Origin of the sequence: Nocardia cyriacigeorgica, from assembly GCF_010868145.1 — a bacterium.
Classification (GTDB): Bacteria; Actinomycetota; Actinomycetes; order Mycobacteriales; family Mycobacteriaceae; genus Nocardia; species Nocardia cyriacigeorgica_D.
This window is the reverse complement of the sequence record NZ_JAAGUY010000032.1, coordinates 37,439-52,433: the sequence shown is the minus strand read 5'-3', so window position 1 is coordinate 52,433 and position 14,995 is coordinate 37,439. Positions and strand designations below refer to the sequence as shown.

16 protein-coding genes and 1 pseudogene are annotated in these 14,995 nt (G+C 67.7%); 9 read left to right on the top strand and 8 right to left on the bottom strand.

Annotated features, from left to right (window positions below; genetic code table 11):
* The coding region (locus tag GV792_RS25835; RefSeq protein ID WP_256673883.1) for a DUF4185 domain-containing protein at positions 1 to 923 on the bottom strand (923 nt) is incomplete at its 3' end.
* A gap of 369 nt (positions 924 to 1,292) precedes the next feature.
* Positions 1,293 to 3,128 (bottom strand): acyl-CoA dehydrogenase, encoded by a 1,836-nt coding sequence (locus GV792_RS25830; protein WP_163827347.1) that lies wholly within the window; start codon positions 3,126 to 3,128, stop codon positions 1,293 to 1,295.
* 233 nt (positions 3,129 to 3,361) lie between these two features.
* On the opposite strand from GV792_RS25830, the gene GV792_RS25825 reads away from it, so the two are divergent.
* Complete coding sequence (locus GV792_RS25825) at positions 3,362 to 3,961, top strand: alpha/beta hydrolase family protein (protein ID WP_163827345.1); 600 nt, start codon at positions 3,362 to 3,364, stop codon at positions 3,959 to 3,961.
* 209 nt (positions 3,962 to 4,170) lie between these two features.
* Here the strand turns inward: GV792_RS25825 and GV792_RS25820 are convergent, their stop codons facing one another.
* The 4 genes from GV792_RS25820 to GV792_RS25805 all read right to left on the bottom strand — a co-directional run bounded on the left by GV792_RS25820 (position 4,171) and on the right by GV792_RS25805 (position 8,372).
* Positions 4,171 to 4,866 carry a class I SAM-dependent methyltransferase gene (locus GV792_RS25820; protein WP_163827343.1) on the bottom strand — a complete coding sequence of 232 codons (696 nt, stop codon included), beginning with the start codon at positions 4,864 to 4,866 and terminating at the stop codon, positions 4,171 to 4,173.
* Positions 4,867 to 4,906: 40 nt separating this feature from the next.
* Positions 4,907 to 6,136, bottom strand: a complete 1,230-nt coding sequence (locus GV792_RS25815) for an erythromycin esterase family protein (RefSeq protein ID WP_163827341.1) — start codon at positions 6,134 to 6,136, stop codon at positions 4,907 to 4,909.
* 223 nt (positions 6,137 to 6,359) lie between these two features.
* Positions 6,360 to 7,463 carry a DUF4185 domain-containing protein gene (locus tag GV792_RS25810; RefSeq protein ID WP_163827339.1) on the bottom strand — a complete coding sequence of 368 codons (1,104 nt, stop codon included), beginning with the start codon at positions 7,461 to 7,463 and terminating at the stop codon, positions 6,360 to 6,362.
* A 159-nt stretch (positions 7,464 to 7,622) separates the two neighbouring features.
* The gene (locus tag GV792_RS25805) at positions 7,623 to 8,372 is read right to left on the bottom strand and encodes a crotonase/enoyl-CoA hydratase family protein (RefSeq protein WP_175583195.1); all 750 of its coding nucleotides are present in this window, start codon (positions 8,370 to 8,372) and stop codon (positions 7,623 to 7,625) included.
* Between the two features lie 173 nt (positions 8,373 to 8,545).
* On the opposite strand from GV792_RS25805, the gene GV792_RS25800 reads away from it, so the two are divergent.
* Positions 8,546 to 9,310, top strand: coding sequence for a crotonase/enoyl-CoA hydratase family protein (locus tag GV792_RS25800; protein WP_163827335.1), 765 nt, complete (start codon positions 8,546 to 8,548; stop codon positions 9,308 to 9,310).
* Positions 9,311 to 9,371: 61 nt separating this feature from the next.
* Here GV792_RS25800 and GV792_RS25795 read toward each other — a convergent pair whose 3' ends face one another.
* Positions 9,372 to 10,151, bottom strand: a complete 780-nt coding sequence (locus GV792_RS25795) for an alpha/beta fold hydrolase (protein ID WP_163827333.1) — start codon at positions 10,149 to 10,151, stop codon at positions 9,372 to 9,374.
* A gap of 112 nt (positions 10,152 to 10,263) precedes the next feature.
* Here GV792_RS25795 and GV792_RS25790 point away from each other — a divergent pair, with 112 nt between their 5' ends.
* The 3 genes from GV792_RS25790 (at position 10,264) to GV792_RS25780 (ending at position 11,301) form a co-directional block, all read left to right on the top strand.
* The gene (locus GV792_RS25790) at positions 10,264 to 10,497 is read left to right on the top strand and encodes a hypothetical protein (protein ID WP_163827331.1); all 234 of its coding nucleotides are present in this window, start codon (positions 10,264 to 10,266) and stop codon (positions 10,495 to 10,497) included.
* Positions 10,484 to 10,780 carry a hypothetical protein gene (locus GV792_RS25785; protein ID WP_163827329.1) on the top strand — a complete coding sequence of 99 codons (297 nt, stop codon included), beginning with the start codon at positions 10,484 to 10,486 and terminating at the stop codon, positions 10,778 to 10,780. The genes GV792_RS25790 and GV792_RS25785 overlap by 14 nt, the downstream gene beginning before the upstream one ends.
* 188 nt (positions 10,781 to 10,968) lie before the next feature.
* Entirely contained in the window at positions 10,969 to 11,301 is a 333-nt protein-coding gene (locus tag GV792_RS25780) for a hypothetical protein (RefSeq protein ID WP_163827327.1), read from the top strand.
* Positions 11,302 to 11,321: 20 nt separating this feature from the next.
* Here the strand turns inward: GV792_RS25780 and GV792_RS29930 are convergent, their stop codons facing one another.
* Complete coding sequence (locus tag GV792_RS29930; RefSeq protein ID WP_163827325.1) at positions 11,322 to 11,624, bottom strand: DUF1905 domain-containing protein; 303 nt, start codon at positions 11,622 to 11,624, stop codon at positions 11,322 to 11,324.
* A 115-nt stretch (positions 11,625 to 11,739) separates the two neighbouring features.
* Here GV792_RS29930 and GV792_RS25770 point away from each other — a divergent pair.
* The 4 genes and pseudogenes from GV792_RS25770 to GV792_RS25755 all read left to right on the top strand — a co-directional run.
* Positions 11,740 to 11,979 (top strand): annotated as a pseudogene (locus GV792_RS25770) (flavin reductase family protein); the annotation flags it as partial.
* 288 nt (positions 11,980 to 12,267) lie between these two features.
* Positions 12,268 to 12,591, top strand: coding sequence for a hypothetical protein (locus GV792_RS25765; RefSeq protein WP_163827321.1), 324 nt, complete (start codon positions 12,268 to 12,270; stop codon positions 12,589 to 12,591).
* Entirely contained in the window at positions 12,588 to 13,799 is a 1,212-nt protein-coding gene (locus tag GV792_RS25760; protein WP_163827319.1) for a hypothetical protein, read from the top strand. The genes GV792_RS25765 and GV792_RS25760 overlap by 4 nt, the downstream gene beginning before the upstream one ends.
* Positions 13,796 to 14,785 (top strand): hypothetical protein, encoded by a 990-nt coding sequence (locus GV792_RS25755; protein ID WP_163827317.1) that lies wholly within the window; start codon positions 13,796 to 13,798, stop codon positions 14,783 to 14,785. Before GV792_RS25760 ends, GV792_RS25755 begins: the two co-directional genes overlap by 4 nt.
* The last annotated feature ends 210 nt before the right edge of the window (positions 14,786 to 14,995 follow it).

Sequence of the window (14,995 nt, the reverse complement as noted above, 5' to 3'; positions counted from 1 at the left end):
GGGAGGGCGGCCGCCTCGATGAGGGTGCGGGGTGGGCTCCACGGGCCCTCAGGGGCCGGGGCGGTGCGCAGGACCACCGAATTGGCCGGGTCGGTGGTGAGCATGACGAATTGGCCGAGATGGTCGTTCCACTGCACCGACAGTTCGGCCACGCCGCCCACGATGGGAGCGGAGGCCTTGGCATCGTTGGGTTTCCAGCCGTGGCCGTCCCAGTATTCGTAGGCGTCGAGATTGGCGATATCGGGTTCTTTGACCCGGCTGATGTATCCCGCGTGGTCGCGGCCTGCGGAGGTGCCGTATTTGTAGACGTAGCCGCCGCTCTTGACGAAGGCGTTCTGCTGGAAACGTTCGAAGCCGTCGACATTCGCGCGGCGAGTGGTCGGCAGCTGGGCCCAGGTCTGGCCGCCGTCACCCGAGACGGCGAGGGTGGAGAAATTGGTGTCCCACTTGCCGTGATCGCCCCAGTGCCGCACCGACATCATGCTCATGTACTGGACGCCACCCACGGAGATACCCGCGGTGGGGATGAGGCTGATCTCGATGCCCGGAATCTTCGGGCTCGGCAGCGGATTCGGGACGACGCCGTCGAAAATGATGCCGTCCGACGGGTCCGGATCGTGGCTGCGGAACAGGACATTGCTGGTCCAGGCCCAGACGCTGCCCGCGAGCAGATTCGGCACACCGAGCCCCGCACTGTCACCGAAGGCGGTGATCATGCCGCCGCGGCCGTCATCCCACATGATGCCGAGGTCGGTGCCGAGCACATTGGCGTTCTGGGTTTGGTTGGGACTGTCCATGCCCGTGACCTGGAAGACCGCTTGCGTGGGCCCGGGCAGCGCGGGCAGGCCGCGCGGTTGCCCGTTGAGTCCCGGAATCGGGTTGACGTTGTTCGGATCGGCGATCGCCGGCCCGGCCAGAACCATCGAGCACACGGCACCGACCACCCCGACACGAGCAACCGCAGACAACGATCGCTTCCCGATCACGTTTCCTCCTGGCGTGCTCTCCGGTTCCGAACGCTAGGAGAACCCTATCGGGGACGACCGCGACCTGCCACGCCAGAACAGACGAGGCCACGCCGGGCAAGGCCACGACAGGAACGAGCACGCAAAAGAGTGGCCCGGAATGATTTCCGGACCACTCTTCGCTTTATCCCAACTCGCCACCTGATCTCGCAAGATCCGGGTAACTCACCGGGTACGGGCTAACCCGGCCAGACGACCTATCGCCGCCCGCCAACGCCACGCACGTAGCGTCTGAGTCCGGCCAAGAACCTCGGGTAGGCGGGACCGCTAGAAAGCGGCTTCGTCGAGTTCCATGATGTCGTTGTCCAGGTTGGCGAGCACCGCGCGGGTGGAGGTCAGCTCCGGCAGGACGTTGCGGGCGAAGAACTGCGCGACCGCGACCTTGCCGGTGTAGAAGGACTCGTCGGCACCGGTGACGCCCTCGTCGAGCTTGGCGCCCGCGACTTCGGCCTGACGCAGCAGCTGCCAGCCGATGAGCAGGTCACCAACGGCGAGCAGGAAGCGCACCGAACCGAGGCCGACCTTGTACAGCTCGGTCGGCTGTTCCTGGGCGCCCATCAGGTGCCCGGTCAGGGTGGCGGCCATGGCCTGCACATCCTCGAGCGCGGTGGCCAGCAGCTTGCGCTCGGCCTTCAGGCGGCCGTTGCCCGCTTCGGAGTCGATGAACTTCTGGACCTGGCCTGCCACGTGGGCAAGGGCCACACCGCGGTCGCGGGCGATCTTGCGGAAGAAGAAGTCCTGCGCCTGGATGGCGGTGGTGCCCTCGTACAGCGAGTCGATCTTGGCGTCGCGAATGTACTGCTCGATCGGGTAGTCCTGCAGGAAGCCGGAGCCACCGAAGGTCTGCAGCGATTCGGTCAGGTACTGGTAGGCCCGCTCGGAACCGACACCCTTGACGATCGGCAGCAGCAGATCGTTGACGCGGAAGGCGGTGTCCTTGTCAGCACCCGACACCAGGTTGGCGATGTCGTCGTTCTGGTGCGCGGCGGTGTAGAGGTAGATGGCGCGCAGGCCCTCGGCGTAAGCCTTCTGCAGGGCCAGCGAGCGACGCACGTCCGGGTGGTGGGTGATGGTGACGCGCGGTGCGGCCTTATCGGTCATCTGGGTCAGGTCGGCACCCTGTACGCGCTGCTTCGCGTAGTCCAGGGCGTTCAGGTAACCGGTCGACAGGGTTGCGATGGCCTTGGTGCCCACCATCATGCGGGCGTTCTCGATGACGTCGAACATCTGCGCGATGCCGTTGTGCACCTCGCCGACCAGCCAACCCTTGGCGGGCACGCCGTGGCCGCCGAAGGTGACCTCACAGGTGGCCGAGACCTTGATGCCCATCTTGTGCTCGACGTTGGTGACGAAGACGCCGTTGCGGTCACCCTTGGTCTTGGTGTCGAAGTCGAAATGCCACTTCGGCACGTAGAACAGCGATAGGCCCTTGGTGCCGGGGCCTGCGCCCTCGGGGCGGGCCAGCACCAGGTGCATGATGTTCTCGAACAGGTCGTCGGAGTCACCCGAGGTGATGAAGCGCTTGACGCCCTCGATGTGCCAGGAGCCGTCTTCCTGCTTGACGGCCTTGGCGCGGCCCGCGCCGACGTCGGAGCCGGCATCGGGCTCGGTCAGCACCATGGTGGCGCCCCAGTTGCGCTCGGCGATGATCTGAGCCCACTTCTTCTGCTCATCGGTGCCGTTGTTGTAGAAGACCTGGGCGAAGCCTGCACCTGCCGCGTACATCTGCGCGGGCGGGTTGGCGCCGAGGACCATCTCGCCGAGGGCCCAGCCGACGACGCTCGGGGCGCCGAGGCCGCCGAGCTCCTCGCGGACCGGAACCTTGGACCACTCGCCGTCCTCGAGGGCGCGGTAGGACTTCTTGAACGATTCGGGGAGAGTGACGGTGTGGGTCTCCGGGTCGAAGACCGGCGGGTTGCGGTCGCCGTCGACGAAGGAATCGGCCAGCGGGCCTTCGGCCAGGCGCCGGACCTCGCTCAGCATTTCCTTCACGGTCTCGGTGTCCAGGTCACCGTAGGCGCCGTTGTCCAGCAGCGAACCGATGCCGAGGACCTCGAAGAGGTTGAACTCCAGGTCGCGGACGTTGCTCTTGTAGTGGCCCATGTCTGCTACTCACTCTCCATCGAGTTGGTGCGGTCGGTTGTTCTGCCGTTCCCGCCCGTTGTCGCCTCCGGGTAGCCATGCCGGTTTTCCGCATGCTACTCGCGGGTAACTTATGTGCCATATTACCGGCCGGTAAGGCGGTCGCAAAGACGAACCTCGCCAATGTGACGCGATGAACACGCCGCCAACCTCTGGCCCGGCTGCTGGCAGTTGACCTGGGGTTACTGTGAGGTGTGCGGATCGAGACGAGTGCCGGGCCCGCCGAGGTGGAGCTGCGGCGGCCGCGTGGGGCGAAGTTCCTGTTGCTGCTCACCCACGGCGCCGGCGGTGGTGTGGATACCAAAGACATTATCGCTGTTCGCGATTCGGCTATTGCCACCGGTGGAGCGGTCGGCTTGGTGCTCCAGCCGTATCGGGTCGCAGGTGGACGGGCGCCCGGATCGGCGGCGAAACAGGACGCGGCCTGGCTCGAGATCGTCGACGCGGTCCGTCGACGGGTGGGCAGAAAAGCGCCGCTCATCCAGGGCGGCCGCAGTAACGGGGCGCGGGTGGCGTGCCGCACCGCGATCGAGGTGGGTGCGCGCGGGGTGATCGCACTGTCGTTTCCCCTGCACCCGCCGGGTAAGCCGGAGAAATCCCGCCGCGATGAGCTGCTCGCACCCGGCGATATCGAGGTCGTCGTGATCAACGGTGGTAGCGACCCCTTCGGTATCCCCGATCCGGCCGATGCTGCCGAGGTACGTGTCATCCCAGGTCAGCCGCACTCCTTCCGGACGGGCTTCGAGATGATCGCCGAGACGGTGACCCCGTGGTTCGAGCGCTGGAGTAGATAGCGCCGATACGACGCTCGCCCCAGAGCGGGTGCGCGCGGTTCGGTCGAGAAGCGGCAGTGCGACGGGCTCGATTGCCACGCGGCCGGGACCGAGAGCGCGACCGTGTCGGTGGGCGGCGGTGCCATCTGCCGCTCGAGACGTGCGCGAACTCCGGCTCCTGTGGGCGCGCGAACTCCGGTCGGTTGGTCGGCCGGTTCCGGTCGCGTCGATCAGGCCGGTGGCGCTGGTTGTTCGGGGTCGGGTTCCGGATCGGCGCGGGTGACGATGACGAGGGCGTCGATGGCATCTCGTTCTTCGGTCGGCCGGTGGATCCGGTCGGCGACGCGGATCCGGATCTCAGGGAGTCCGTCCAAGTCGGCGACAATGTCGTCGGGAGTGAACAGGATCTCGGGGTCCTGCGGGCCCCCGTAACCCTCGGTGAGGTTGGTGCTGTCGTGGCCGAGGACCAGCAGAGTGCCGCCCGGACTCAGCAGCTCGGCCGCCCGCCGCACCAGCGGGCGACGCTGGGCGGCGGGCAGGTGGAGGAACACCATCAGAACGAGTTCGAACGGTCCGGTGATCCCGGCGCTGTCGAGGTCGGTGAGATCGGTGCACTGCCAGGTCAGCCTGTCCCGTACCGAACGCGACAACCGGGTCGCGACAGTCCGCCCCTTGTCGATGCCGACCTGCGAGAAGTCCACGGCGTGCACCTGCCAGCCATGGGTGGCCAGCCACAGCGCGTTGCGTCCCTCGCCGCAGGCCAGATCGAGTGCGCGCGGCAGGTCGGGGACGACGCCGTCCGCATCCGGAGACAACGGCGTCACCCGGTCCAAGCCGAACACATGCTCCACGACGGTGCTGTTCGGCGGTGCGCCCCACACCAATTCACCTTGCGCGTACCGCGCATCCCAATCGGCCGCGTCCATAGCGGCCAGTGTATTGACCACCCGGGTGCGGGGCGCGACGTCAGGCCGCGAACTCGGGCAGCCAGTCCACCGGCGACGTCTCGCGGATGTGGATCAGCACGTCGAAGGATTCGACGAGCGAGTCGACCGCCGTGAACGCCTCACCATCCTTGGCGGGTTCGTAGACGCCGCTGATCGTGCGCAGCTTCGCCGGTGCGTGACGCCACTGCTCGACGGTGCCGGGAGCGTCTCCGTGCAGGTCGATGGCGAAGGCGGGTAGGTCGATCGTGCCAAGGGCCGCATCGATGAGTTCGGGCGCCGGATCGGGTGCGATCGCCAGGCCGAGGTCCCCGTGGTGGAAGCCGATGGCAACCGAGGCGTATTGCTCGCCGAACTCCGCACGCAGATGGGCGCCAACGCCGCGGAATTGCTCCGGATCGGTTCTTCCGATGCTCGCTCCCGTGGCTGCGGTGTGCCCGATCCCGTCCCAGTAGACGATCTTGGCGCCGGCACGCCGGTGTCGTTCGATGATGGAGTCGGCCGAAGCGCTTTCATCCCGGGCGAATCCGCCCTGACCCGCGACGCTGGACTGATGGAAGTCGACGATCATCCGCATGCGCGCGGCGATGTCATCGGGCACCTCGGGCAGCTGTTCGAGCAGTGACAGGGCGTCGCGGGCATGCTCGACGAACGGGCGGCCGGGGTGGATGCCCTGATGACGCTGCACGTGCTCGTCGATTCGGTGCGCGGTACGGATCGGATCGAGATGGGATTCCAGCCGCGCCCGTGCGTCCGGGGCGTGCCGGCGGACGTGGTCGAGGATCGCGTCGTAATCGGCGGGTTCGGCGGCGGGCGGCACGATGCCGAACACCGTGACCGGATCGTCGGGATGCTGCTCGTTGAACGCGCGGATCCAGTCGAGCGCGGCCACCATTTCCGCTGTCCGCCACGGGCGCCAGGCTTTACTGAGCGCCGTCGCCGGATCGCCGTCGCCGGTGCGGACGTAGGCGTCGAGCCGGTCCCCTGACCGTGCGCCGTCCTGGACGGCCAAGGCCCGGAAACCGTGCTGTTGCACCAGCGCGCGGAAGATGCGCTCGCGTACTCCGAAGGTCTGCCGCGAGAACCGGGTCGACTCGCCGAGCCCGACCACGGTCGCATCGGCGAGCCGCGCGATCAACGGATCGAGATCGGTGCCGACGGCATCGGATTCGGTGCGCAGCGGCTGAGCACGGGCATGCAGCCACGCGTGCACTGCTGTGATGTCCGGGCTTGCCTGAGTGTTCGTGGTCATCGGTTCCTCCCGGGGTCGGTCGAGCATGATTCCCCGAGACTCGTACATCAACCATTGTTCAGGTCAAGCCTGTCTCGGATTCGCGGGAGTCTCAGCAGGTCACCGTCTCGGCGAGCGCCGAGACGGCCGGTAGTCCCCTCGCCCGAGTTGTCGCATGCGCGAACTCCTCCGAAACGACGATGCCCGCGCTGTTCGGCGCGGGCATCGGCAGGAGCACAGGTATTTACAGCTGTGTACGCATCAACACCACGTTGTACTGGCTGTGCACCGTGGTGAGGAAATAGAGGTCGCGTCCGGTCTGGTACGGGAAGATCGACGGTGCGTAGGCACTGGGCAGTTCACGGGTGTCGATGAGTACCTCGGGCGCGCTCCATGGGCCGACCGGCGAGGAGGCGCGACGCATGACGACCGAGTTCCACGGATCGGTGGTGAGCGAGATGAACTGGCCGAGATAGTCGTTGTACATCACCGACAGTTCGCCGACGCCGTGCATGATCGGGGCCGCCTTGTTGACATCGCGGATCCAGCCGCCGCCGTCCCAGTACTCGTAGGCGCCGAGGTTCTGCATATCGGGCTCGCGTACCCGCGAGATGTAGGCGGCGTTGTCGCGACCGGACGGCGTGCCGTAGACGTAGACGAAGCCGCCGTCCTTCAAGAAGGCATTCATCTGGAAGTTGGCGTTGCCACCCTCGTTCGGGCGCCGGGTGGCGGTGAGATCGGCCCAGGTCTCGCCGTTGTCGGCGGAGGCGGCCAGGCCGGAGAAGTTGGTCGTCCACTCGCCGGGAGCGTCCCAGGTCTTCACCGACATCGTGCTCATGTACTGCACTCCGCCGACCGAGATACCCGCGGTGGGGATGCGACTGATCTCGAGGAACGGAATCTTCGGGCTCGGAATCAGATCCCTGGCCTGACCGAAGACGTCGCGGACCACGCTGTCGAAGAAGATGCCATTGGCCGGGTCGGTGGTGTGGCTACGCACCAGAATATTGCTGCGCCAGGCCCACATGCTGCCTGCGAGCAGATTCGGGAAACCGAGACCGGCCGTATCGCCGAACGCGGTGAGCATCTCGCCGTGCCCGTTGTCCCACATGATCCCGAGGTCGGTGCCGAGCACGTTGTAGTTCTGGGTGACATTCGGGCTTGCCATGCCGGTCACCTGGAAGACGGCCTTGGTGCGCCCGGGCAGGTTGGGCAGGCCGTTGGTGCCGTTGAGCACCGGAATCGGGTTGATGGCGTTTGGGTTTGCCGTGGCCGGGGTAGTCGCGGTGAGAAGCAGGGCTGAGGCGCCCGCGATCGCGGTCATCAGGATGGACGCGGTTCTACTCACTGAGTCGAGCCTCCGGGGTCGCGCCGAAATGGGCCTCGATCCACGGCATGCACGTGTGTCGTGCACCACATTTCGGCTGGCGGGCAAATCGTCGGAAATGCTAGCAGTGAATTCCGTGAAATTGGGGGGTTGCGCCTGCGACCGGCCGATCCTCCACATCTATTTCGTTGTTTTTCCACCTGATCCCAATGCGCGCCGCACGATCAGCGGCAACTGCGCAGCACGCTCGAGGGCGAACGCTCGGCGTGCGGACGCGTGCCACGCGCGGTCGATGAGCCGCTTGGCACTGGCGACGGCCTGGGGCGGACGGGAGGCGATGCGGTCGGCCAGCTTCTCCGCCTCGGCCATCGGGTCCGCGCTGATCTCGGTGATCAAGCCGATGCGGTCGGCGTAGGTGGCGTCGACGGTGTCGGCAGTCATCGCGAGCAGCAGCGCCTGGTCGGCGCCGACGAGCCTGGCCAGCGTCGCTGTCCCGGTCATATCCGGGATCAGCCCGTGTCTGACTTCCATGACCGAGTATTCGGAATCGGGGGTGCCGAAGCGGACGTCGGCGGCGAGGGCCAGTTGCAGACCGCCGCCGTAGCAACGCCCGTGCACGACCGCGATCACTGGGACCGGCAACCTGCGCCAGGCCCAGCACGCTTCCTGGAAGGTGTTGGTGCCCCGCCATGGCAGTGGGACGAAGTTGCGCACGATGGCGAGCGGGTCTCCAGTGGCCTCGGCGATGTCGAGGCCACTGCTGAAGCTGGGGCCGTTGCCGGACAGGATGACCGCCCGCACGTCGTGATGGGCGGCGATGGTGTGTGCGGCGGCGATCAGTTCCCGCAGCATGTCGATGGTGAGCCCGTTGTGCTTGTCCGGACGGTTCAGCGTGACGTAGGCGCGCCGGCCGTCGAATCGAACCGCGATATGTGAACCCATGACCCGGATCTTACTCTCCGGTAAGGTCGAATGCGGTCCGCTGAGCGGAAGAGCCACCCGAAGCCGCGTCACACACCGCCCGGCTCGCCTAGTGTCGATCCCGGTGGTCGTCACCGGACCCGATCGCGACGGCCATGTGCTGCTCATCGAGAGGACATTCCATGACCGATCTGGTGCTGGTCGAACGGCGCGACGCGATCACCGTGCTGACCGTGAATCGCCCAGAGGCCCGCAATGCCATCGACCTGGCGACCGCAAAGGCCATCGAAGCGGCCGTCGACGCGTTCGAGGCCGATGTGGAAGCCAGGGTGCTCGTGCTCACCGGCGCGGGCGGCACATTCAGCGCCGGGATGGATCTGGTCGCCGCCTCCCGTGGCGAGATGCCGATCACCCCGCATCGCGGCCCGTTGGGGATCGCGGCGAAGCCGCCCGTCAAGCCGATGATCGCGGCGGTCGAGGGGTTCGCGCTGGCCGGCGGGTTCGAGCTGGCTCTGTCTGGTGATCTGATCGTCGCCGCCCGCGACGCACAGTTCGGGATTCCCGAGGTCAAGCGCGGTCTGGTCGCAGCCGGTGGCGGCGTACTACGGCTGACCCAGCGCCTACCCCGCAGTACCGCCGCCGAACTGGCGCTGACCGGTGGCCGGATCAGTGCCGAGCGGCTATATCAACTCGGCTTGGTCAACCGGATCACCGAACCCGATGCGGCGCTCGATACCGCCCTCGAACTCGCCGCCGAGATCGCGGCAGCGGCTCCGCTGGCGGTCGCCGCGAGCAAACGCATCATCGACGAATCACCCGACTGGACCGTCGCCGAAGCCTTCGCCAAACAAGGTGAGGTCGCGCTCCCCGCGCTGTTCTCCAAGGATGCCGCCGAAGGCGCGCTTGCCTTCGCGCAGAAACGTGAGCCGCAGTGGCAGGGCCGCTGACCCACTAATCTCGGATCCGGCCGTCGCCTCGCAGGGGGAGGCGGCGGCCGCTTTCGTGCGACTACCGCCGCTCGCCGAGTAGCACCTGCGCGCAGGCGTCGGGGTCGTCGTAGAACGGTGTGTGGCCGATGCCGTGCAACGTGATGTGCTTCGCGCCCGGAAGGTATTGCTTCGCGCGGCGGGCCTGGGTGGCGTAGGTCAGCAGAATGTCGCGGTTGCCCCAGGCGATGGTGACCGGAATGCCGGCAAGGGCGGCGGGGTCGGGCAGACGGAAATCGGTGAAGGAGGCGAGGGCGTCGTCGAAACCGGGCGCGTCGATGGCGCCGAGTGCGGTGGCGATCGCGATATCGGTGTCGAGTGCCCACGGCTTGCCGACCACCAGGCTGAGGAAGGCGGTGCGGCCGGCAGCGGTGCCGAGAACCTTCGGCAACAGGGATCGCAGATGCCCGCCAAGAGCCTTCGACTTGCCAAGCGACTGCTGGCACCAGATCCGGCCCGCGGTGTCCCAGAAGCCGATCGGGGAGTAGGCGGTGACCGAGCGGGCGAGCCCGCGGGCGCCGAGTTCGAGTGAGATCCCGCCACCCATCGAATTGCCCGCGAGGTGGGGTCGTTCGATGCCTTCGGCGATGAGGAAGCCTGCGAGGGCGTCGGTGAGAGTGGCGACCGAAGTGTGCGGCAGCGGCTCCGATTCGCCGAAGCCGGGCAGATCCACCGCGATCACCTCGAAGGAGTTCGCGAGCGCCGGGATGATCGGCCCCCATACCTGCCTGCGGCTGCCGACTCCGTGGACCAGGATCAGGGGTTCGCCGGAGCCGAACCGGTCATGGCGAATCGTGCTCATCGTCGAACTCCGATCGGTCGTCTGGTTGTGTCGGAAGATTAACAGTGGGCGGGCGCTGTCAGTTGTGGAAATCTGGGCTGGTGGATACCCGGCGACCGGTACGATAAAAGGTATGGCAACGCGTAAGGTAACCCTTTCGCTGGACGAAGCCGCCTGGTCGTTCGCCGAACAGGCCGCCGCCCGCGCGGGAATGTCGCCGTCGGCCTGGATCTCCAAGGCCGCGCGCCGCGAGGCCGTGCGCACCGGCGTCGGCCCCGTCCCCGACCGGGCCGTTATCGCTGCAGAGGCGGCGATCGAGGCGGCAGAACTGGCCGCCGCCGAGGAGGCGATGCGTGCGCAGGGGTGAACTCTGGCTCTACCACCCGCACGGTTCGCCACGACATCGCACAGTCGTGCTCATCAGCAGTGACGGCATCAACGAATCCCCGCGCCCCTGGTTGATCGCCGCCGAACTGCTCGACCAGGACCCCAAGGACATCCTCGCGGTTCAGCTCGGCACGCTCGGCTGGGTGCACGCGGGCAATATCGGCCGGATCTATCGCGGCTGGCTGGCCGAACGGGTGGACGAGGCCGATCCGGAGACGATGGACCGGCTCGACACCGCCCTGCGCGCCGCCATGGATCTCTGATCGGCTGCCCGAGAGCGAGCGCGAATGCGCAGGGCCGCGCTGTGTAGCGCACGGAATCCGGCCTTCGGGTTGCGGACCTCGCCCCGCTGCGACTACACACGGTGCGTGGATTCGGCCGCATCGGCGGTGCGGGCCATCGACCCGGCGCCCGCCGCCGGTTCGGCATCACCACCTGAGAGAGGATTTCGGTGCGGATCAAGCTCATTGCCACGGCGCTCATCGCCCTGCCGCTGCTGGCTGCGTGCGGCGGCAGCGATGCCGAGGCGGCCTCCGTTACGGAGGCAGAACTGTCCAAGTCCATGCAGGACAAGGGCATGCAGGACAAGGCACTCGCCGATTGCGTGGCGAAGGTCTTTGTCGCCGAGGGCATCTCCCAGGACGGGCTACGCACGCTGTTGAGCGGCGAGCACGATCCGCAGTCCCCGGATGGGGAGAATTTCGGGATGAGTCAGGAGGACGCCGACAAGACGCGTGCGGCGCAGGCCAAGATCGTCACCGAATGCGTGAAGCTGCCCAGCTGACGGGATAATCGGTGCGCGGATCAGATCGCGATGACGATCTCGATCCGCGCCCGTGAGCCCGCAACCAAATCTTCGGCCAGACGAACCGGCTTTTTCACCGGCAGCACATAGGTGGCGCGGGATTTATCCGGGAACAGCGACGTCGACCAACGACTGCCGCCGATCGTCACCCGGACCCGCACCGAGCCGAATCCACCCGAGCGGTGCCCATAGATCTCCTCGATCTCGTCAGCGATTTCTTCGGGCAGGTCGACGAAATGCCATGAGCCCTGACCGTGGTGCTCCCATAATCGCGCGGTGAAGGTGTATCGCCCGTCCGTCACACGTCGACCGTAGCGCTGGGCACCGACATGCCCGGTTTCGATCGCGCTGCGTCTAACCGGTGCTCTCGGCGGCCGGTGGTTCAGGCACTGGCCGCCGAGGTCGGGGTGGCGAATCATGGATGAGCTGTTCGCTTCACCCGCCGACGGCGCCGGCCTGCGCCGCGCATTCGCGAACTTTCCCAGCGGTGTGGTCGCGGTCTGCGCCCGGGGCGACGGTGTCCCGCACGGTATGGCGGTGGCGACCTTCGTGCCTGTTTCGCTCGACCTGCCGCTGGTGTCGTTCTGTGTGCAGAACACCTCCTCCACCTGGCCGCGCCTGACCACCGCGAGCCGGCTCGGCCTGAGCTTGCTCGCCATCGACCGCCTCGCCACCCATCCGCACCGCGAACCGCTCATCTTCCACGGCTCCCGCTTCCGGCTGCTGCGCGCGGGCTGAACGGGCATCGCCAGGGACACATCGGGCATCGGCCGAGGACTCGGCGGCATCGGCCCAGCTCGTCCTCGTGGGGCGACACGCGCGGGCGTCCGGTTTCGAGCGTGGGGTTGCGGTGTCCCGCTGGGTAACCCATCGTGGAGGACGCTGGGTCAGGGCTTTTGTTCTACAGTCCAGTCGTACCTCGAACGACGAGCTAAGGGGGCCGAAGTGGCGCGAACTGTGCGGATCGATCCGGATGCGGTGAGCACATACAAGGTGGTCGCGGATCAGGTGGCCGGTGAGCTCGCGGGTGCCGCGGCGCAGCTGGTGCCAGGAACCGACGCGGCCCGCATCGCTGCGGGAGTGGGGTTGCTCGGCGCCGATTTCGCGACCGAGTTCGTCGCGGCCGTCGGTGACGATTACACCGCGCTGAGCACGGCGGCGACATTGGTCACCGCGTACGGGCAGACGGTGCAGGGGCAAGCCGCCGCAGCCGGCGGCCTCGATGCCGACGGCGCCGCCGCGCTCGGCCGGGCGGGTGAGCAGGCATGAAACCGATATCCGATCCGCCCATGGTGACGGTCCTCGCCGAACCGCTCCTGCGGCTGCGTTCCGGGCTCGGATCGGGTGCGGCAGCCCCGGACCAGCAAGTACTCGGCGCATTGACCACGGCCTCGGCCACCGCCGATGCCACCGAATCCACCCACACCCGTGGCCTACATGCGTTGGAGTCCACGTGGTCCGGCCAGGCCGCCGACGCCGCGGTGCCCGTCATCCGTACCACCCGTAGCGAGATCGGCGCCGTCGCCGACCGTGGACCGCAGTATGCGGCGCTGCTGTCGGATGCCCAGTTCACCAGTAGTCGCGCGGCACGTGAGGTCGACGGCATCATCGACGATTTCCGGCGCGACGCCCGCACCATCCTGGACACGGCCACCTCGGCGCCGGAAACCGACGCCGTCATCGACCGTGCCGCCCAAGCCATCCGGGAGGCGCTCGGCGTGGTGAACACCGCTCAGGGCGAAATGGACGGCCACCGACAGCGATTGCGCGATATGGGCCCCATGACGGTGACCACGCCACAGGGCGTGCTCACCACACCCGGCGCCATCCCCGGCACGACCACGACGGTGCCGGGCGCCGTACCGGGCCAGCCGATCGATCCGGCGCTGGCGATGCAGTTGCAGTTGCAGCAGCAGCTCGTGGCCGCCGGCGTCCAGCTGGGCACCACGGCCATCGACGCCGGAGTGGAACTCGGATCGAAGATCATCGACCGGATCGCCGACGTCGGCCTCAAAGTCGTCGACACTGTCGGCGCCCAAGCCGGTACCGCCATCGAGCAGGCGCTCAATCCGAACAAGGCCGACCAGGCGCAGACCGGTCCGTCCTCGACGGCACCTGCCGGCGCCGGGAACCCGGTGCCGCCGAAGATGTTCGATTTCGGTGGTGGGCCCGCGCCGAAACCGGAGACGGCGCCCTCCACCCCCGGTGCCGCGATGGCGGCGCCACCCCCGCCTGCATCTCGTTCGCAGCCGGCCGAGCCCAAGCCTTCCGACAACACCGGTGGCGGGGGCGGACCGTTCTCCGCACCGCCACCAGCCTCTGGCGGACAGCACGGCGGCATGGTCATCCCGCCAGGGACCGGCCAGGGTGGTGGCGATCAGGACCGTAAGCCGAGGCCCGGCCAGCTCGGGGTGACCGTCCCGGCGACGCTCACCATGGCCACCGCACCCGCGATCGGTGCCGACGACGACCGATGAGCGACAACCCATTCGACCCCGGGCTGCCGATGGTGCGTGTACCGCCGCCCCGCAAACGGGGGCGGCGGCGCAGGCCGCCGCCCGAAGGTGGTCCCGGTGACCGCGAGGGCAACTGGGACGACTGGCTCGAAACGCCCACCGGCCCGCTGGAACCTCCCGCGGCCGATGAGGAGGCTGCCGACGAGGAAACCGAGCAGTGGCAGCAGGAGCCGGAGTACGACGCACCGGAGGAGACGGTCGCCGCCTACCGCGATCATGAGCCCTCGCTGTTGCCGCCGCTGATCGACCGCAGCGGCAAGATCGGTGGCGGCTGGCGTAAACCGCGGTCGAAACGCGCGACCCGCGACGACGACGGCAGCGGCGGCGGCCGCGCGCTGAGCATCCTCATGGGCGTTGGGCTGGCAATCGGGATCGCGGCGGTCGCCGTTGTCATCGCGACCTCGACCGGCGATGAGGACAAACGCGCGGTGTCGGCCGATGTTCGCGGACAGACCCCGAACGCCGGCGACCAGCTCCCACCGGGTAGTTCCACAGCGGCAGCCGCCCCAACAACGCCGCCTGCCGAATCGCCGGTGGAGTCACCGCCGTACGCGGCCGACGGGTGCGTGCAGCAACTCGACGGCACCGGTGGTGCGGTGGTGTCCGGAACTCCTACCGGCGGAACCGGGTCCGGTGCCGACGCGATCTTCGGATTCGAGCACGCCTACTACGTCGCCCGCGACGGCCACCGTGCGCGCGGCTTCGTCACCGCCGACGCCGCCGTCTCCGATGCCGCGGGCATCGACCGCGGCATCTCCCAGGTCCCCCTCGGCACCCGCTACTGCGTCACCATCACGCCGCTGCCGAATTCCGCCCCCGAGCGCTATCTCGTCGACCTGGTCCAGCAGTACCCCGGCGAACCCCCCGACACGTTCAACCAGATGGTCACCGTCGCCACCCTCGACGGCCACACCCGCATCACTCGCATCGAAAAGGCCCCGGCCTGAGCCGGATCGCCGGCGGGCGGCAAGAGTCGCGCGTCGAGGAACAGGCCGATATAGCCGTCGACGACGCGACTGGAATGCGGCCACTGCGGCGGAATAAGCACGGCGGGCGGGGCGAGCCGCCCTGAGCCGCCCGCGCTGACCTCGGCGGGATTGTCGCCGAGCGGAAGGATCAGCTTCCAGGTCGGATGGCGATGGTTCGTGACGGCCGAG